At 68.3% G+C, this 17393-nt stretch carries 14 protein-coding genes; 5 read left to right on the top strand and 9 right to left on the bottom strand.

What is annotated here, in order from left to right; all coding sequences use genetic code 11:
* Positions 1 to 11: 11 nt before the first annotated feature.
* Positions 12 to 641, bottom strand: coding sequence for a TlpA family protein disulfide reductase (locus tag AC3EGR_RS14595; protein WP_488547215.1), 630 nt, complete (start codon positions 639 to 641; stop codon positions 12 to 14).
* Positions 620 to 3244 carry an alanine--tRNA ligase gene (alaS, locus tag AC3EGR_RS14590; protein WP_488547214.1) on the bottom strand — a complete coding sequence of 875 codons (2625 nt, stop codon included), beginning with the start codon at positions 3242 to 3244 and terminating at the stop codon, positions 620 to 622. The genes AC3EGR_RS14595 and alaS overlap by 22 nt, the downstream gene beginning before the upstream one ends.
* Before the next feature lie 262 nt (positions 3245 to 3506).
* Here alaS and AC3EGR_RS14585 point away from each other — a divergent pair, with 262 nt between their 5' ends.
* Positions 3507 to 4361 (top strand): mechanosensitive ion channel family protein, encoded by an 855-nt coding sequence (locus tag AC3EGR_RS14585; RefSeq protein WP_488547213.1) that lies wholly within the window; start codon positions 3507 to 3509, stop codon positions 4359 to 4361.
* A 105-nt stretch (positions 4362 to 4466) separates the two neighbouring features.
* Complete coding sequence (locus tag AC3EGR_RS14580; RefSeq protein ID WP_488547212.1) at positions 4467 to 4646, top strand: hypothetical protein; 180 nt, start codon at positions 4467 to 4469, stop codon at positions 4644 to 4646.
* 260 nt (positions 4647 to 4906) lie between these two features.
* Here AC3EGR_RS14580 and AC3EGR_RS14575 read toward each other — a convergent pair whose 3' ends face one another.
* Positions 4907 to 5377, bottom strand: a complete 471-nt coding sequence (locus AC3EGR_RS14575; RefSeq protein WP_488547211.1) for a tellurite resistance TerB family protein — start codon at positions 5375 to 5377, stop codon at positions 4907 to 4909.
* A gap of 486 nt (positions 5378 to 5863) precedes the next feature.
* Between AC3EGR_RS14575 and AC3EGR_RS14570 the strand changes: the two genes are divergently transcribed.
* A complete protein-coding gene (locus tag AC3EGR_RS14570) occupies positions 5864 to 7201 on the top strand; it encodes a DUF2254 domain-containing protein (protein WP_488547210.1) in 1338 nt (445 codons plus the stop codon).
* Between the two features lie 59 nt (positions 7202 to 7260).
* Here the strand turns inward: AC3EGR_RS14570 and AC3EGR_RS14565 are convergent, their stop codons facing one another.
* The 3 genes from AC3EGR_RS14565 to AC3EGR_RS14555 are packed head-to-tail and all read right to left on the bottom strand — an operon-like array spanning position 7261 to position 10022.
* Complete coding sequence (locus AC3EGR_RS14565) at positions 7261 to 8535, bottom strand: phospholipase D-like domain-containing protein (protein WP_488547254.1); 1275 nt, start codon at positions 8533 to 8535, stop codon at positions 7261 to 7263.
* A gap of 36 nt (positions 8536 to 8571) precedes the next feature.
* Positions 8572 to 9087, bottom strand: a complete 516-nt coding sequence (locus AC3EGR_RS14560) for a hypothetical protein (protein ID WP_488547209.1) — start codon at positions 9085 to 9087, stop codon at positions 8572 to 8574.
* A 26-nt stretch (positions 9088 to 9113) separates the two neighbouring features.
* Positions 9114 to 10022 (bottom strand): beta/gamma crystallin domain-containing protein, encoded by a 909-nt coding sequence (locus AC3EGR_RS14555; protein WP_488547208.1) that lies wholly within the window; start codon positions 10020 to 10022, stop codon positions 9114 to 9116.
* Positions 10023 to 10219: 197 nt separating this feature from the next.
* On the opposite strand from AC3EGR_RS14555, the gene pncB reads away from it, so the two are divergent.
* Together pncB and AC3EGR_RS14545 are read left to right on the top strand one after the other, a co-directional pair.
* Positions 10220 to 11419 carry a nicotinate phosphoribosyltransferase gene (pncB, locus tag AC3EGR_RS14550; protein WP_488547207.1) on the top strand — a complete coding sequence of 400 codons (1200 nt, stop codon included), beginning with the start codon at positions 10220 to 10222 and terminating at the stop codon, positions 11417 to 11419.
* 109 nt (positions 11420 to 11528) lie between these two features.
* A complete protein-coding gene (locus AC3EGR_RS14545; protein WP_488547206.1) occupies positions 11529 to 13538 on the top strand; it encodes a hypothetical protein in 2010 nt (669 codons plus the stop codon).
* Between the two features lie 54 nt (positions 13539 to 13592).
* Here AC3EGR_RS14545 and AC3EGR_RS14540 read toward each other — a convergent pair whose 3' ends face one another.
* The 3 genes from AC3EGR_RS14540 to AC3EGR_RS14530 all read right to left on the bottom strand — a co-directional run bounded on the left by AC3EGR_RS14540 (position 13593) and on the right by AC3EGR_RS14530 (position 17382).
* On the bottom strand, positions 13593 to 13802 hold the full coding sequence (locus tag AC3EGR_RS14540) for a DUF3606 domain-containing protein (protein WP_488547205.1): 210 nt from the start codon (positions 13800 to 13802) through the stop codon (positions 13593 to 13595).
* A gap of 110 nt (positions 13803 to 13912) precedes the next feature.
* The gene (locus AC3EGR_RS14535; RefSeq protein WP_488547204.1) at positions 13913 to 15604 is read right to left on the bottom strand and encodes an aspartate-alanine antiporter-like transporter; all 1692 of its coding nucleotides are present in this window, start codon (positions 15602 to 15604) and stop codon (positions 13913 to 13915) included.
* Between the two features lie 77 nt (positions 15605 to 15681).
* Positions 15682 to 17382 (bottom strand): aspartate:alanine exchanger family transporter, encoded by a 1701-nt coding sequence (locus AC3EGR_RS14530; protein WP_488547203.1) that lies wholly within the window; start codon positions 17380 to 17382, stop codon positions 15682 to 15684.
* Between the last annotated feature and the right edge of the window lie 11 nt (positions 17383 to 17393).

Raw genomic sequence — 17393 nt, 5'->3', positions numbered from 1 at the left:
CGATTATCCGTTCAGCGCCAAAGCCCTTCCACCAGCTTGCCCGCCTCGGCGGTCGTCCAGTCGTATTCGCCCACCAGGCGCCAGCGCGCCTGGCCCTGCGCATCGAACCCGATGGTCGTGGGGAAGATCTTCACGCCCCAGGCCTGCGCGCCGGCGCCCATGGGGTCCAGCAGGACGGGCACGGTCCAGTTCGCGTTGCGCACGTGCCGCTGCACGGAGCTCGCACGCTCCCGGTAGTTGACCGCCTGCAGCACCAGCCGGTCGCTGTAGAACTCGGCCATCTGCTGCAGCAAGGGCATCTCGGTGCGGCAGGGCACGCACCAGGTCGCCCAGAAGTTCACCACGGTGGGCTTGCCGGCGAGGGGGATCGAGACCGACTTGCCCTCGAAGTCGACGGCTTGCCAGGAAGGCAGGCGGGTGCCGGGAGGAAGCAGGTCGAGCCTGGATTGGGCGTGGGCCGGCAGCGCCGCACCCAGCCCCGCCAGGAGGAGCAGCCGCCTGGAAATTCCCTGTCCCTCTCCCGCTTGCGGGAGAGGGTTGGGGTGAGGGTGTAGTGCGTGCCCCGCACCCCTGCCCTCTTCCCAGCGGGGAGCGGGCGCAAGGGCCGAGCAGCGCGAGCTCACACCCGGTCCGCGACCCATTGCTGCACCGATTGCAGGGCGACCGGCAGCTTGCTGGCGTCGGTGCCGCCGGCCATGGCCATGTCGGGCTTGCCGCCGCCCTTGCCGCCCACCTGCTGGGCCACGAAATTCACCAGGTCGCCGGCCTTCACCTTGCCCATGCGGTCGGCCGTGACGCCGGCGGCCAGTTGCACCTTGGCGCCGTCGACGCTCGCCAGCACGATGGCGGCGGACTTGAGCTTGTCCTTGAGCTTGTCCATGGTATCGCGCAGCACCTTGGCGTCGGCGCCTTCCAGGCGCGCGGCCAGCACCTTGGTCCCCTTCACGTCGACGGCCTGCGCCAGCAGTTCGTCGCCCTGCGAGGACGCGAGCTTGCCCTTGAGCTGGGCGACTTCCTTTTCCAGGGCACGCACCTGCTCCAGCACCTGGCCGATGCGGGCCTGCAGCTCCGGCGCCGGCGTCTTGAGCGCGCCGGCGGCGCTGTTCACGGTGCTTTCCAGCTCCTGCAGGTAGGCCAGCGCGTTGGCGCCGGTGACGGCCTCCACCCGGCGCACGCCCGCGGCCACGCCCGACTCGCCCACGATCTTGAACAGCCCGATGTCGCCTGTGCGCTGCACGTGCGTGCCGCCGCACAGCTCGCGGCTGCTGCCGATGTCCAGCACGCGCACGCTCTCGCCGTACTTCTCGCCGAACAGCATCATGGCGCCGGTCGACTTGGCCGACTCGATGTCCATCACGCGTGCCTGCGTCTGCTGGTTCGCCAGGATCTCCGCGTTCACCCGCTTCTCGATCTCGCGGATCTGCTCCTCGCTGACCGGCGCGTTGTGCGTGAAGTCGAAGCGGGTCTTGTCCGGGTCGACCAGCGAACCCTTCTGCTGCACGTGCTCGCCCAGCACCTCGCGCAGCGCCTTGTGCATCAGGTGCGTCACGCTGTGGTTGCGCATCGTGGACTGGCGCAGCGCCATGTTCACGGAGGCCTTCACCACGTCGCCGACCTTGAGCGTGCCCTGCGTCTGCGCCCCGTGGTGGCCGAACACGTCGGCCTTGATCTTCTGCGTGTCCTCCACGCCGAACTGCACCCCTTCGGCAGCGAGCGTGCCGCTGTCACCCACCTGGCCGCCGCTCTCGGCGTAGAAGGGCGTCTTGTCCAGGACCACGACGCCGGGCTGGCCTTCTTCCAATTGCTGCACCGGCGTGCCGTCCCGGTACAAGGCGACGACCCGGGCGCTCTCCTGCAGGCTCTCGTAGCCCGTGAAGACGTTGCCGGCGCCGCCGTACTCCAGCCCGCGGTCCATCCTGAACTTGCCCGCGGCGCGGCCGGCCGCCTTCTGCTTTTCCATCGCGGCATTGAAGCCGGCCTCGTCCACGCTCACCCCGCGCTCGCGGCAGACGTCGGCCGACAGGTCCAGCGGGAAGCCGTAGGTGTCGTGCAGCTTGAAGGCGACTTCACCGGGCAGCACCTTCTGGCCGCCGGCGAGGGCCGCATCCAGGATCTCCATGCCGTTGGCGAGCGTCTCGTAGAAGCGCTCCTCTTCCGCCTTCAGCACCTCCATCACCTTCTTCTCGGCCGCCTTCAGGTGCGGATAGGCCTCGCCCATCAGCTGGACCAGCGTGGGCACCAGCTTGTGGAAGAAAGGCGTCTTCTGCCCCAGCTTGTAGCCGTGGCGGATCGCGCGGCGGATGATGCGGCGCTGCACGTAGCCGCGGCCTTCGTTGGACGGGATCACGCCGTCGGCCACCAGGAAGCTGGTGGCGCGGATGTGGTCGGCGATCACGCGCAGCGAGGGATTCGACAGGTCGCTGGTGTGCGTCTCGCGGCCGGCGGCGGCGATCAGCACCTGGAAGAGGTCGATCTCGTAGTTGCTGTGCACGTGCTGCAGGATCGCGGCCAGCCGCTCCAGGCCCATGCCCGTGTCGACGCAGGGCGCGGGCAGTGGGCGCAGGGAGCCGTCGGGCTGCATGTCGAACTGCATGAACACGTGGTTCCAGATCTCGATGTAGCGGTCGCCGTCCTGCTCCGGGCTGCCCGGCGGGCCGCCGGGGATCTCGGGGCCGTGGTCGTAGAAGATCTCCGAGCAGGGGCCGCAGGGGCCGGTGTCGGCCATCATCCAGAAGTTGTCGCTGGCGTACTTGGCGCCCTTGTTGTCGCCGATGCGCACCACGCGCTCGGGCGGCAGGCCGATGTCCTGGGTCCAGATGTCGTACGCCTCGTCGTCGTCGATGTAGACCGTGGCCCAGAGCTTGTCCGCCGGCAGCTTGTAGACCTGCGTCAGCAGCTCCCAGCCCCACTTGAGCGAATCGCGTTTGAAGTAGTCGCCGAAGCTCCAGTTGCCCAGCATCTCGAAGAAGGTGTGGTGCCGCGCCGTGTAGCCCACGTTCTCCAGGTCGTTGTGCTTGCCGCCGGCGCGCAGACACGCCTGGACGGAGGCCGCGCGCACGTACGGGCGCTTGTCGGTCCCCAGGAACACGTCCTTGAACTGCACCATGCCGGAGTTGGTGAACATCAGCGTCGGGTCGTTGGCCGGCACCAGCGGGCTGGACGCCACCACCGTGTGCCCCTTGTCCTTGAAGAAGTCCAGGAAGGTCTGGCGGATGTCGGCGACGGTGAATTTCGGAGTGGTCATAGGTGTCCAGCTGAACCTTTCATTATAGGTTTGGCCTCCTGCGGCCTTTCATGGCGCCCGGATGACCGTGCCCACGGCTTGGCGGGTGGGCACGCCCTTGCGGGCATGCCCCGGAAAAGGGGCTGCCTCTGCCGTGGGACGGTGGGACCGAAGCCGGAGGTTCGTCTGTCCTACAACAAGCACTTCACGTCTCCGACTTGGTCGTGACAACACGGGTCGGACAGTGTCCGGAAGTTAACAACTTCCATCACCGGAGATCCCCATGCCTGTCCAGGTCACTGAATGGAGCGATGCGATGTTCACGTCGCTCGCCGCAGCGATGGCGCTGCTGTTCTCGGCCATCCCCAAGATCATCGGCTTCCTCCTGATCCTCGCCGCGGGCTGGTTCATCGCCTCCCTGATCGAGAAGGGCCTGGCGGCGATCCTGCGCTCCATCCGCTTCAACCACTTCGCCGAGCGCGCGGGCTTGACGGACTTCGTGCAGAAGATGGGGATGAACACCGATCCGGCCGGCATGGTCGGCGTCGTCGTGAAGTGGTTCGTGCGCCTCATCGCGCTGGTGGTGGCCTTCGACGCGCTGGGGCTGCCCGCGGTGTCCGAGGTGCTGCGCCAGCTGCTGCTGTGGCTGCCCAACGTGATCGTCGCGCTCGTGGTGCTGGTCATCGGCGGCCTGGCGGCCCGCGCCCTGAGCAACGTCGTGCGTGGTGCCGCGGCCGAATCGGGACTGTCCAACTCGGACTTCCTCGCGAAGGTCGCCTCCACGGTGGTGTGGGCCTTTGCCATCGTGGTGGCCGTGAACCAGCTGGGCATCGCGACCGAGCTGGTCAACACGCTGTTCATGGCGGTGGTGGGTGCCCTGGCGCTGGCCCTGGGCCTGGCCTTCGGCCTCGGCGGACGCGAGACGGCGGCCGAGATCGTGCGCAAGGCGTACGGCAAGGCGCAGGAGAACACGGGCAAGATGAAGGAGCTGGCCGAGCACGTCGGCGAGAAGGCCCGCTCCGAGAATCGGGAGCTGGGTTCCGGCCAATGGCCCACCGCCGGCTATCCGCAAGGCGGCGGCTCGCAAGGCGGCACCCCGGTGCCCGCCGACCGCAAGCCCGACGTGGACGGCGCCTGATCCCCGATGCGGCCGGGCGGGCCTTGCCCGGCCCGGCCGACCGTCCGCCATCCGCCCCGCGTGCCGGGGCTGCTTTGTGCCCGGTCCGTCCTGCCACACTGCCGCATGGCCCCCGAACCCGTGATCCGGAGCCTGTCGGACACCGACCTGGACAAGTCTGGCCTCTGCAGCTACCTGGCCACGCCGTTCACGATCTTCGCGCAGCACCCGCGTGTGGGCTGCCCCAGCGACGACGAGGCGTGTTGCTGCTGCTCCCTCCCGTCCCGCCAATGCTGCCTGGACTGAAAGTCGGGCGCAGCGAAAACCGACAAGCCGCCCGTCGGGCGGAAAGGAACGTGGCGCCGATGCATTTGTCCAAAGATTGTGGGCGGCCTGATCATCGCCTGCTCCTTGCTTCTCATCGAAGCCATAGGCCCCGCGTGACGGGGCCATTTTTTTCCGGACACGCAGAGCGCGTGTGCGGTTCTGCGCGCGACATCCCATTTGCCTTGCTCCAGGAGACGCCGCCGCGATCGCTAGGCCGGACCGCCAGGAGCGATCGGAACTTATGGGGCGGGGGCGGCGCCGGAGGTCTCCTTCGCGCGCAGCTTGGCACCGATGTATTCGCCGTGCGTGACGTGCAGCAGGCCGGCCAGCCGGGAGATCGTGTGCATCTCCTCCGCCTCGGCCGTGCCATCGGCGAATGCGATCTCCCACATCCGCTCCACCATGCGGATCTTTTCCGGCTGCGCAAGCTGCGCGTTGACCACGGACGTGAACGCATAGAAGTCGCCGGCCCGGCGTGAAGCCTCCTGCGCCCGGAAAAGCAGCGCCTCGGCCGGCGCAGCCAGCAGCCGGAAGTGGTTCGCCAGGATGCGCAGCACTGCCGAACGCTCCGCCGCCGAGAGGGTGGGGCCCGAACGCATCACCTCCACCAGCAGGACGGCCGTGGCCACCTCTACGGTCGGCGCAAGGTCCGGCGCGTCGCGAGCCGTCGCTCCACCAAACAGCCAGTTGCGGAGTTCGCGCAGCATCATCCGCCCCGGCCGCGAAACGGCGCGGCGGCTCCCGCGAAGCACGTGATGCGAGCCAGGATCCGCACCGCGGGGAACGACGCTCGGGTAGTCACCCACCCGCCCCCGTCCAGCGGCGAAGACCCGCCAGTGCTCGCCCGGAAATCCAGCCGTCTGCGCTCCATTCGTCTCAGCTTCTTGAACAGTTCGACGTCCATGGGATCTCCCGCTGCGCCGGCGCAGCCTGCCATCTTCCGAGTTCGTGCGCCGCGTCGCGTGGAAGTTCCGTGCAATACGGAGTTCTTCCTGCCTGAATTCCGACAAATGTATTCCCCGCGTACGCCGCCTGGCGCGAGGCGTCCGCCGCTGCGCCCGGATGCCGGAAGGTTGGCTGCTTGAGCCAGACGTGCACCTCGTGCGTCCTGATCCCCGCGTCCCGTTCATCGTCCACGCCCCGTAGCCGCAGTCCTCCTACAGGTTCGCCGGCGCGCTTGCGTTGCACTAGTTGCAATGCATCCGCTGTCCCGCACCTGGACCCGGCTGGAGGCGAGCTTCTGGTTCGTTCCGGCCTTGATCGTCATGGGCTCGATCGTCGCGGCGATCGCGCTGGTCGAGGCCGACTCGTTGCGCACCTGGAAGCCCGACAACTGGTCGCCGCGCCTCTTCGGCGCCGGCGCCGATGGCTCGCGGGCCATGCTGTCGGCCATCGCCACCTCGATGATCACGGTCGCAGGCGTGGTGTTTTCGATCACCATCGTGGCGCTGTCCCTCACGTCGACGCAATATTCTCCGCGGGTGCTGCGCAACTTCATGCGCGACCGGCCGACCCAGGCGGTGCTGGGTGTGTTCGTGGGCATCTTCGCCTACTGCCTGGTGGTGCTGCGAACGATCCGCGGCGGCGACGAAGGAGCGTTCATCCCGTCGATGGCGGTGCTGGGCGGGATGCTCTATGCGATGGCCGGCATCGCCCTGCTCATCTTCTTCATCCACCACGTTGCGCTGAGCATCCAGGCGTCCTCGATCCTGTCGCGCATTGCCGACGACACAGCCCGCGCCATCGACCGGTCGTTTCCGCAGCAACTGGGGACGGCGCCCCGGGAGGAGTCCCGTCCCGCGACCGTGCCGGCGGTCTGGACGCCCCTGCGCGCACCGCGCAGCGGCTATGTCGTCGCAGCCGAAGGTGACGCGCTGGTGCAACTGGCGTGCGAGAGCGGGCGGGTGCTGCGCCTCTACACGAACGTCGGCGAATTCGTCACGGAAGGGCAGCCCATCGCTGCCTTGGCAGGTCCGGAACCCGTGGACGCCGGCTGCCGAGTTCGCGTGCTGGCCTGCATCCAGCTTGAGAGCCAGCGCACCGTGCAACAGGACGCCGGCTACGGCCTGCAGCAGTTGGTGGACGTGGCCCTGCGCGCGCTGTCACCCGCTGTCAACGATCCGACCACCGCCTGCATGTGCGTGCACCAGCTCGCCGCGCTGGCGGCGCAGCTGGCCCGCAGGGACATCCCCGGTCCGCTGCGCATGCACGAAGGACAACTGCGGGTGGTGGCGCCCACGCCCGATTTCGGCGGCTGGCTGGCGACGACGTTTCTGCCGTTGGTGCTGCACAGCCGCGGCGACTTTTCTGTCCTGCAGTCGCTGGTCGCCGCGGTGGAGCTTGTGACGGAAGCGCTGCCGGAGTTCGATGGGCGACGCACCGCGCTACAGCCCATTGCGCGCCAGTTGCAGCATGCACTGCGTCAGTTGCCTTCCCGGCAGCTCGCCCGGCCTCTGCATCGGCGGCTGCGTAGGCTGCAGTTCGCGCTCGACCGGCCGCCCGCCGCGGGTGCGGTGGCCGACGCCTCGTCCTGACTATTGCCGGCACCCTGCAGGACTTCGGGCGCCCAGCACCCGACCGAGCGAGGCGGCGGCTATAGCTGCGAACCGAAGGCCGAGGCCGTCGCGTCCAGCAGCCTGACGAGCAATGGCCGTGCACGCCAGCGTTGCAGCGTCACGGGGCGAGAAGCCTTCAGGTCCTGTTCGAACACCTGCGTCTGGCGCGCCCCGAACGCCTCGTCGAGCACGTTCATGTTCGCTTCGTCGTTGATCGCGAAAGAGCGATTGTCGAAGTTCGCCGAGCCGACCGATACCCAGCGCCCGTCCACCACGAGGACCTTGCAGTGGTACATGCGGTCCTGATATTCGTGGATGGCTGCGCCTGCCTCGAGGAGCCGCTCCCATCGGTGGCGCGAGGCCCACCGCACGGGTGGCACGTCCATGGCAGGACCAGGGACGATGATCCGCACCCGGACGCCGCGTTTCGTCGCCGCCACCAGCGCATCGATCGCCACCTCGTCCGGGACGAAGTACGCAGCAGAAAGATCGATGGTCCTCGTCGCCGCGGCGATGGAAAGCAGGTACATGAGCTGGACGCTCTCGGCGCCCCCACCCGGCGAACTGGTGAACACGTGGGCCATGGCTGCCCCCTGCGGAGACAGCGGCGGGAAATACCCGGCGCCGTACAAGACCTCTCCGGTGCTCTGCAGCCAGTTGTCCGTGAATGCGGACTGCAGCTGCGCCACCACCGGGCCGCGCGCCATGAAGTGCGTGTCCCGCCACTGGCCGGGTTGCGTGGCATCCCCGGCCCACGCATCAGCAATCCCGAGGCCGCCGGTGAATCCCACTTCGCCATCGACGATCAGGAGCTTGCGATGCGTGCGGTTGTTCAGGCGGTGCAGGTTGTACCAGCGGGGGGAGTTGTACCGGCTGATCCGCACACCGGCGTCCGTCATCAGCCGCAGCATGCGCGGATCGAGGTCACCGCCGATCCAGTCCAGCAACACGTGGACCTTCACCCCCGCGGAAGCCCGTTGCGCGAGGGTCTGCGCAAACCGCCTCCCGATGCCACCCGACCAGTAGATGTAGGTTTCTAGCGTAATGGTGCCGCGGGCCGCCTCGATTGCGGCCAGCATGGCGGAAAAGGCTTCGTCGCCGTTCAGCAACACCCGGACCTCGTTTCCCTCGACCAGTTGCCGGCCCAGCGAGCCGCCGATGGAACGCGGGAATGCTTCGTCGCCGGTCCCGTGGACACGGGGGATCTGCTCGTCGACCTGCTTGTTGCCAAGGCTCAGGTTCAGGATCAGCAGGACGAGCAGCAGTGTCCCCGCGACAAGAAGAACTGCCGGGAGGACACGCTGACCCTGCATGTGGCGGGCCTTCGGCACGTCGCGCGACTGCTGCGACTATCGCGCAGGCGCCGGCACGACGACCACAGGATTCGGGGTCTGTGCACTGATGCGCAATGGCTCCCCGCCCGGCGGCACCACCACGGTCGCTACTTCACGCAGCAGCCCTCCGCCAGCCACGCTTCCGCTGGTGCTGCCGAAGCCCATCACACGCGCCTCGCACGCGACCTGGTATTCGCCACGCAACGGCTGGCAGCGCGCCAGGGCGTTTGCGGTGTAGTTCTCACCCTGCTTGCCCAGCTCCCCACGTTGTCGCGCTGCCCGCGCATTGCGTGCCTCCGTGAGGCAGGTTTCCTGCGCTTGCTGTGTTCGCCCCGTATGACAGGCTTCGACCTCGCGGCCGTACCTGCCGGAGTCGTCGATGCCCGTGTCGCGCCGGTAGATGGAGGATGCCTGCGCCGAGGGCTCGATGTCGCCGCTACCCGCCGACCACTGCGCCGCGGCGGGGATGGACAGAATTGCGCCCACGACGAGGACCGTGAGCCGGGAGCGAGGAATGAAGTTGCGCTTCATGTCTGGGTCTCCTGATCTGTCCGCGTTCACCCGCACGCTACGCGTGCCGATTTCACTTCCTCGAACCAGCCCAGCTTCTTGTCCCGAAGATCCGGGTAGGACACGCCGCCCGCCAGTACGGCCGTGCGATCGTGGAAATTCTCGTTGTCATAGGTGGTCACTCGCGCGCGCGGGCCGACGACGGCGCTGTCCCAGTCCCGCCACAGGCCGCCGGGGACCTCCATCCTGGGCATGTCCACCGGACCCGCCAGCGTCAGCGTGTCGCCGCCGTACTGCTTGTCGTCGAAGAAGCGCACCCAGCAGCCGTTCGCGAGCCCGCTGCCGGCCATGGCGGAAGGCAGCAGCACCACGACGGAGCCGCCCTTGCCGCCCTGGGCACCGAAAGCCTGCGTCGCCTTGCCACCGGTCTTCTGCTCGGCCCCGGCGCCCATCGACCGGGCGGGCGACGGCTGGTACGCGTTCACCATGGCCGCCTGGGTGTCCAGCAGCGCCTCGTTGGCCTGTGCAATGGCGCGATTGCGCCTCTCGCCCGCCGGCTGCTGCGCCATCTCCTGGATCGAATGCCTCAGGCTGTCGGCGGACTGCATCAGGCTGGTGACGGACGCGTCGTAGTCCATGGTCGAAGCGCGCTCCGTGCTTCGCAGCTCCGGCGGCAAGCTCGCCATCGCGCGCTGGGTTTCGAGCAGAGCTTCATGCGCCTGGTCGATGGCGCGGTCGCGCTCGGGTCCGGGCTTCTTTCGCGCCAGCGCCTGGATCGACTCCCTCAGGTGCTGGGCGCTTTGCTGCAGCTTCTGCATGGACTCGCTCTGCGCCGGATGCGAGGACGCGGCAACCATGGCAGTGGCCGGCGAAGCCGGTGCGGCCAAGCCTGTCTGGGGCATGGCAGCAGCGAATGCGAGCGGCAGCGCGCCCGCGATGACGGATCTGACTTTCATGGGACCTCCTTTTGGTGGTGTCGCACCCAAGGTGAACCCTCGCGGCCAACGACAACACCCACCGCCGGCCGCACCCTGTTGTCAGGCAATGCCCACAGGTTCCTGATACTGAATACATTTGTTCAAATCAGCCTGGCTCTTGCGACCAACCACGGGTACTTTATTCTGCTGGGACCGATAGCTCACGGATGCTTCGCATGAATTCCCTCAGCCATGGCCCGATCATCAGCAGCCTGCTGGACACCGACCTGTACAAGTTCACGATGTGGCAGCCGATGCTGCACCGGCACCCGCAGACGCAAGCCGTGTACCGCTTCGTGCTGCGCAACCAGCCGGAGTACCCGCTGGCGGAACTGGTCGACGAGGTCGACGCGCAGCTCGACCACCTGTGCGGCCTTTGCTTCCGCCGCGACGAACTCGACTACCTGCGCAGCCTGCGCTTCATCAAGCCCGATTTCGTCGACTTCCTGCGGATCTTCCACTTCCAGCGCGACTTCATCGGCGCCCGCGCCGAGGGCGACACGCTCCACATCGAGGCGCGCGGCCCGCAGGTGCACGTCATGGGTTTCGAGATCTTCGTGCTGGCGATGGTCAACGAGCTGTACTTCCGCCGCTTCGACGGCAAGGCCGCGGCGGCCGAGGGGCGCCGACGGCTCGACGCCAAGGTCGCGCGATTGCGTGCGTTCGCGCACGAGCCGCCGCTGGCGCACCCCTTCGAGTTCTTCGACTTCGGCGTGCGCCGCCGCTTCGGCCGCGACTGGCAGCGCGAGGTCGTTGCCACGCTCGCGCGCGAGCTCCCGCAGTACTTCAGGGGCACGTCCAACGTGCTGCTGGCCCGCGACCTGGGCCTGGTGCCGATCGGCACCATGGGCCACGAATACCTGCAGACCTTCCAGGCGCTGGGCGTGCGGCTGCGCGACTTCCAGCGTGCGGCGCTGGAGGAGTGGGTGCAGGAGTACCGCGGCGACCTGGGCATCGCCCTGACCGACACCGTGGGCATGGACGCCTTCCTCGCCGACTTCGACCTGTACTTCGCCAAGCTGTTCGAAGGGCTGCGCCACGATTCGGGCGACCCCTTCGCCTGGGGTGAGAAGGCGCTGGCGCACTACGCGCAGCTGCGCATCAACGCGCACGACAAGCGCCTGGTGTTCTCGGACAGCCTCGACGTGCCCAAGGCGCTGGCGCTTTATCGCCACTTCGGGAATCGCGTGGACATGGGCTTCGGCATCGGCACGAACCTCACCAACGACGTCGGGCTGCAGCCCTTGAACATCGTCATGAAGCTGGTGGAAGCAAATGGCCAGCCGGTGGCGAAGCTCTCGGACGCGCCGGGCAAGACGCTGGCGACGGACCCGACCTTCCTGGCCTACTTGCGGCAGGTGTTCGCCGTCAATTAGGACTTCTTCCCCTGCGCCCTGAGGGCAGATCCGTACGATCCGCAGTCCCCGGGGTCGTCCGCCGGGCCTTGCCACCGTCGCGGTCTGGACGGCCGCCGCTCGAGGGCCTATGGGTCATGTAGTACTGCTGAGCCGGCGTTTGCTGCTGCTGGCGCTGACCACGCTCGCACTGTCGCTCGTGGCTTGCGGAGGAGGCGACGACGGTGGCGGAGGAGGAGCCGGTGCCGGGGCGGGTGCGCTGAGCCTGGAGCAGCGCAACCTGGCGACGGGCCGCCTCGCCAACCGCTTCGAGCAGCTCACGGGCGGCGCCACCGCGACACCGGAGCAATGGGAAGCGCTGCGGGCCTGGGTGCTCACCCAACCCGAGTTCGTGGACGCAGGCGTGGGCGACCAGACGCTGTGGGCGCGCTTCGCCGACGGCCGCTACTTCCTGTACTCGGACAACTGGCGGCCGCTGCCCGGAGCGCAGGCCGCGGCACTGCGGCAGGCGGCGCTGCGTCCGGCCTCGCCGCTCCTGAAGGATGCGATCGACATCCCGGCAAGCCCCGATGCGCTGCTCCTCGGATTCACCGGCGACGAATTCACGGACGGGGTTCCGGCCATGCGGCGCATGGCGAAGGCGCTGGACACGCGCGGCTGGATTCCAGGCGGCCCGCGTCCGCTGACGCTCGCCGCGCTGCAGTCAGCGACGCAGCTCGGCTTCCTGTTCCTCACGTCCCATTCCGGCATGTTCGGTCCGACCGGGGACAAGCATTTCGCCATGATGGTCGATGACGAGGTCACGTTGATCAACGAGGTCTCGCATTCCGAAGAGCTCGATGGGGGCAGCTTGATCTACCACCGGGATCGCACCGACTGGCAACGCTTCGGGCTCGGCAAGAACCCGCGCTATGCCATCACGTCCCGGTTCGTCGACGCCAACCTGCGGCTCGCGCCCGCTTCCCTGGTCATCCTGCTTTCCTGCGAAAGCGGCTCCTTCGAGGCAAGCGAGTTCCGCGACTCGCTGATGGCGCGCGGGGCCGGCACCGTCATCGGCTGGGAGGGCAAGTCCAATGCGCACGCCTTCCACGCCATGGACCTGATGGTGGACCGGCTGACCGGCATGAATGCCGTGGATGCCGTGACGCCTGCGAATCGCGCCTTCAAGATGGAGGATGTCTGGGCCTACCTTGACCGCAAGGGAGAACTGGTCACCCCGCCCGGCGAGTCCGGCGCCGGGCCGACCCCGGTGCGCCGGTTCGGCTCCGGCTTCACGATGCTGAACCCGATCCTCGCCGAGTTGCAGGCCACGGGCGCCGACAAGCTGGTGCTGCATGGCAACTTCGGCAACGAGCCGGTGACGGTGAGCGTGGGCGGAAAGGAATTCGGCGCCACCTTGTCAGCGGACGGTACGATGGTCGACGTGGACCTCGGACCCGAAGCGCACGGCGAAGTCGTGGTCACGACGCGCAAGCGCAAGAGCAATCCGCGCGTGCTGGCGTCCTGGCGGGGACAGGTGCAATACGTGCAGAAGAAGGAAGACGCCGGCTGCGACCCGGTGTTTTCCAACACGGTCACGGTCGACCTTCACCTGCGCGCCGACGGGCACGGCGTGCGCGACGAGGTGGACGGCCCGGTGCGCGACAACCGCAACCCGAACATGCCTGCATCGGACACCACGGCCACATGGAGGGCGGACGGCACCTGCGTCATGGACGGGCAGACGCAGGCGACCTGGTCGGGAAGCGGCAGCGTGCCCTTGCTGCTCTACGACTTCCGCAGCATTCCGGTTTCTCTCCCGACGGCCGACGTGCTCATCGCGCGCGTCGATGCGGTCCAGAAGCGCATCCAGCTCGCGCTGACGACGGGGCCCACCGCGCGCACCACGGTCACGACCCCGGACGACACGTCGAAGCAGCCGCTGCTCTTCCAGGTGGACGCCATGGGCTTCCTGAACGACGGCAGCGACCTGTTCCGTGACCTGATGCCATGGGGCACCTTCCTGCCTTTCGGCAGCGGCCTCGACGTGCCGGCGGCGCAGCAGGCGAAGGGATCGCCCGATGGCGTGCCCGGGGAAACGCTCACGATCCACTGGGGACTGACGGCCAGCCCCGCCTACGACGACACGATCGGCCGATGAGGCCTGGCGGTGGTGGAAGGCCAGCCCTTTCCCAGGGGGAGAGGGAGAAAACGCCTAGGAAGCCGAAGGCCGGTCCGAAACCCGCTCGCGCTTCAGGTGCTCGCGCACGCGCTCGGCCTCGTTGCCGACGGCGGCAACGGCTTCCTTCACGCGCTTCTCGCTCACGTTGAAGTGGCGCGCCCAGGCGCACACGGCGTAGTCGTGGCTCAGGTCGATGCGCTCCGTGCGGGCGGAACGCTGGGGGTTCTGCGAGGGGACCATCATCGTTGTTCGTACTCCAAAACCGCGATCCTAGGCAGCCGGCCATCCACGCGGTGTAGGACGCGATGCATGGCCGCATGCGCCGGATTCGGAAAGGGCACCCGCCCCGCACTTCAGCGGTGCAGCATCCACACCAACGCGGTGCCTCCGATCGAGATCAGCACATGGCCGAAGGCCACCGTGCTGGAGTAGCCGATCACCGCCACCGGGCTCTCCGATCGCTCCTGCACGGCGGCGAGGCCCGCCGTCATCGTCTGCGCGCCCGCAAGCGCGCCCAGCAGCAGCAAGGGGTTCAGGCGCAGCACGTAGCGGCCCACGAACAGGCCGGTCAGCAGCGGCGCCAGCGTCACCACCACGCCGCCCAGGAACACCGACACGCCCACTTCGCGCAAGGCCTGCAGGAACACCGGGCCCGCCTTGAAGCCGATCATGGCGACGAAGCCGGCGAGCCCCACCGATTTCATCAGCTCGATCGCATCCTCCCCCAGCAAGGCGACATTGGGTCGCACCGAATTGCGCCAGCCCATGCCCAGGCCCACCAGCAGCGTCGCCACGCTGGAGCCCAGGGCCACGCGCACGTCGCCCACATGGAACGCGAGCACCAGCCCGAGCAGCGCGCCCGCGAAGATCGCCAGGCCCAGGCAGATGTAGTCGGTGCCGCGCTGCTGCAGCACGTCCCCCAGCGCCGCGGCCACGCGTCGCACCGCGGGCTCCAGGCCGTGCAGCGTGAGCAGGTCCCCGCGATACACGCGGGTGCCGCGCGCGATCGGGATCAGTTCCGCACCGCGCCGGATGGACTTGAGGAAGACGCCGCGCAGCAGATCCTGCGACGTGGCGATCTCCTCCAGCGTGCGGCCGGACAGCGCCTTGTTCGTGAGCACCACGTCGAAGGTGGCCGAGGGCACGTCCAGCAGTTCGGGGTCGAACACCTCCCGGCGGCTTGCGCCCACCGTGCGCAGGAGCGCCTCCTGGCGGCCGATCGCGCCCACCACGTCCTGCGGCTGCAGCACGAGGTCGGCCCGCACGGGCACGATCTCGCCGCCGCGGCGCACCCGCTCGATGAAGATGCGCTCCTGGGCCAGCGCACCCTCCGCCTGCGCCACCGTCTTGCCCACGGCGGGGCCGCCCGGCGCGATCTCGTAGGCGCGCAGTTCGAACATGTGCCAGGCGGAGCTCACGCCCCTCGCCTCGCGCTCCAGCCCCATCTCCTGCTCCAGCTTGCGCGCCTCCTCCTTCACGTCGATGCGCAGCAGCCAGGGCCCCGCGTGCGAGCAGAACAGGATCAGGCCGACGGTCCCGAACAGGTAGCACAGCGCATCGGCCACGGGGATCTGGGTGACCAGGCGGTGCTTCTCCACCTCGGGGATCGGCAGGCTGCGGATCGCCTCGCTCGCCGTGCCGATCACCGGCGACTCGGTGAGGCCGCCGGACATCATGCCGGCGGCATAGCCCAGCTCCAGGTTGAGCAAACGCGCCATGCCGTACGCGGTGAGCAGGCCCACCGCGGGAACGATCGCGCCCAGCGCGACCCAGCGCCAGCCGCCCTCGCGCACGCCGCGCACGAAGCCGGGCCCGGCCGAATAGCCGATGCCGTACATGAACAGCAGGAACAGCAGCTGCTTGGCGGGATCGGAGACGGGAACGTGCCACAGGTAGCCAATCAGCACGCCGGCCAGCAGCGAGCCCGTGACCGGGCCGATGCCCACGCCCCGGACCTTCCAGCTGCCGATCCAGTAGCCCAGGCCGATGGCCAGGAACACCGGCACCTCGGGATTCTTCTCGAAGAAAGGAGCAAGCCAGTCCATGTCGCGTTCTCCTGCGCCAAAGAAGACGCCGGGTGCGGCCGCGAGCGGTCGACCCGGCGTCGGTCAGTGCCGCCTCGCTACTGCGCCAGCACCATCGCGAAGTAACCGAAGATGGTCAGCAGGATCCCCGAGACGGCATAGCCGACGGGGAAGCCGATCCACGGCACCGTGCTGCCGATCTCCTTGGCGGCCTCGCGCGCCGGCCCCGAGTGCGAGCGCGCCCCGGCGACTCCGCCCATGAGCACCGCCGGGTTGATCTTGAACCAGTGGTAGCCGATCGCCCAGGTCACGAACGGAGGGACCGTGCAGGCGACGAAGCCCACCAGGAAGATCTTCAGCGCAAGAACGCCGGTCAGCTGCGACAGCAGCGAGTTGCCGGCGTTGATGCCCACGATGGCCACGAACACCACGAGGCCCAGGTCCTCCAGGATGTTGCGCGCCGCGTTGGGCGTGTTGCCGAAGAAGCGCAGCCGCGACTGCAGCGAGGACACGATCACGCCCGACACCAGCAGGCCGCCGGCGTTGCCCAGGCCCACGCTCGCCCCGAAGGCCGGGAAGGAGATCGCGCCGATCAGCAGGCCGAGGATCATGCCCACGGACAGCGTCAGCAGGTCGGTCGCCGTGCTGGGCGAGGCGAAGCGGCCCAGGAGGTTGGCCGCCTTGGTCACCGCCTCCTGGATGCCCGCGATGAACAGCACGTCCATGCGCTGCAGCTCGGTGCCGTTGCCCACGGGGATGGGCACGCCGGCGCGTTCGATGCGCGTGACCTGCAGCTGGCCGGCGAGCTCGCCGCGGCTGAACGATCCCAAGGTCCGGCCGACGGCGTCCTTGTTCGTCAGCAGCACCTCGGCTTGTGCCAGCGGGATGTTCATCACGCGCTGGTCATCCACCTCGGGGCCGATCAGGCCGAGGTTGGTCGTCATGTCGCCGCGGGTGCCGGCCAGCGCGACCACGTCACCGGACATCACCTTCAGGCTCGGATCGCTGCCCAGGAGCTCCTGCCCCCGCCGCACGTTCAGCACCCGGTACTCGGGGTGCTCGTTGCGGAAGTCCTGGATGCTCCGGCCGCTCCAGGCGGCGTTCTCCAGCTTGTACGCCCGAACGGCGAACGGCCGGTAGCCGGTGAGGCCCACGTCGTCCACGTTGCGCACGCCGTGCTCACGCTCGTACTCGGCGGCGGCGGCCTTGGCGTCCACGCCCCACCACTTCGGCAGGTACTTGCAGATCAGGATGATGCCCACCGTGCCCCAGATGTAGCTGATACCGTAGGACAGCGCGATCATCGCGGAGACCTGCTCCGGCGTCGTGCCGTCGGCCAGCTTCACCGCACCCTGCGTCACTGCCTGTTCCGCCGAGCCGATGGCCGCGGACATGGTCTGCGAGCCGGCGAGCAACCCGCCCGCGGCGCCGGGTGGCAGGCCGGCCACCTTGGCACCGACCACGCACAGGCCCAGGCCCAGGAAGGCGCACAGCACCGCGAGGAAGGTGAACTTCAGCCCGTCGCCCTTGAGGCTGTTCACGAACGAGGGCCCGACCCGCAGGCCGACGCCGTACATGAACAGGTAGTAGAACAGGCTCTTGGCGAAGTTGTTCAGCTCCAGCTTCACGCCATAGAGCGAGGCCCACGTCGACAGGCCGCAGCCCACGACGATCGCCGCCGCCACCATGCCCAGCCCGTAGCCCTTGAAGCTGAAGCGTCCTATCCAGACGGCCAGCCCCACGGCGATGAACAGCAGGGCGAAGGGGTTCTGCGCCATCCATTCGAAAAGGTCTTTCATGCTTGCCTCCG

The organism is Ramlibacter sp. G4-7 (assembly GCF_057784995.1).
This window is presented reverse-complemented; position numbering and strand designations above follow the sequence as displayed.

Coding starts and splice junctions, on each gene's coding strand:
- AC3EGR_RS14595 (WP_488547215.1), bottom strand. CDS start 641: ATGGGTCGCGGACCGGGTGTGAGCTCGCGCTGCTCGGCCCTTGCGCCC.
- alaS (WP_488547214.1), bottom strand. CDS start 3,244: ATGACCACTCCGAAATTCACCGTCGCCGACATCCGCCAGACCTTCCTG.
- AC3EGR_RS14585 (WP_488547213.1), top strand. CDS start 3,507: ATGCCTGTCCAGGTCACTGAATGGAGCGATGCGATGTTCACGTCGCTC.
- AC3EGR_RS14580 (WP_488547212.1), top strand. CDS start 4,467: ATGGCCCCCGAACCCGTGATCCGGAGCCTGTCGGACACCGACCTGGAC.
- AC3EGR_RS14575 (WP_488547211.1), bottom strand. CDS start 5,377: ATGATGCTGCGCGAACTCCGCAACTGGCTGTTTGGTGGAGCGACGGCT.
- AC3EGR_RS14570 (WP_488547210.1), top strand. CDS start 5,864: ATGCATCCGCTGTCCCGCACCTGGACCCGGCTGGAGGCGAGCTTCTGG.
- AC3EGR_RS14565 (WP_488547254.1), bottom strand. CDS start 8,535: ATGCAGGGTCAGCGTGTCCTCCCGGCAGTTCTTCTTGTCGCGGGGACA.
- AC3EGR_RS14560 (WP_488547209.1), bottom strand. CDS start 9,087: ATGAAGCGCAACTTCATTCCTCGCTCCCGGCTCACGGTCCTCGTCGTG.
- AC3EGR_RS14555 (WP_488547208.1), bottom strand. CDS start 10,022: ATGAAAGTCAGATCCGTCATCGCGGGCGCGCTGCCGCTCGCATTCGCT.
- pncB (WP_488547207.1), top strand. CDS start 10,220: ATGAATTCCCTCAGCCATGGCCCGATCATCAGCAGCCTGCTGGACACC.
- AC3EGR_RS14545 (WP_488547206.1), top strand. CDS start 11,529: ATGGGTCATGTAGTACTGCTGAGCCGGCGTTTGCTGCTGCTGGCGCTG.
- AC3EGR_RS14540 (WP_488547205.1), bottom strand. CDS start 13,802: ATGATGGTCCCCTCGCAGAACCCCCAGCGTTCCGCCCGCACGGAGCGC.
- AC3EGR_RS14535 (WP_488547204.1), bottom strand. CDS start 15,604: ATGGACTGGCTTGCTCCTTTCTTCGAGAAGAATCCCGAGGTGCCGGTG.
- AC3EGR_RS14530 (WP_488547203.1), bottom strand. CDS start 17,382: ATGAAAGACCTTTTCGAATGGATGGCGCAGAACCCCTTCGCCCTGCTG.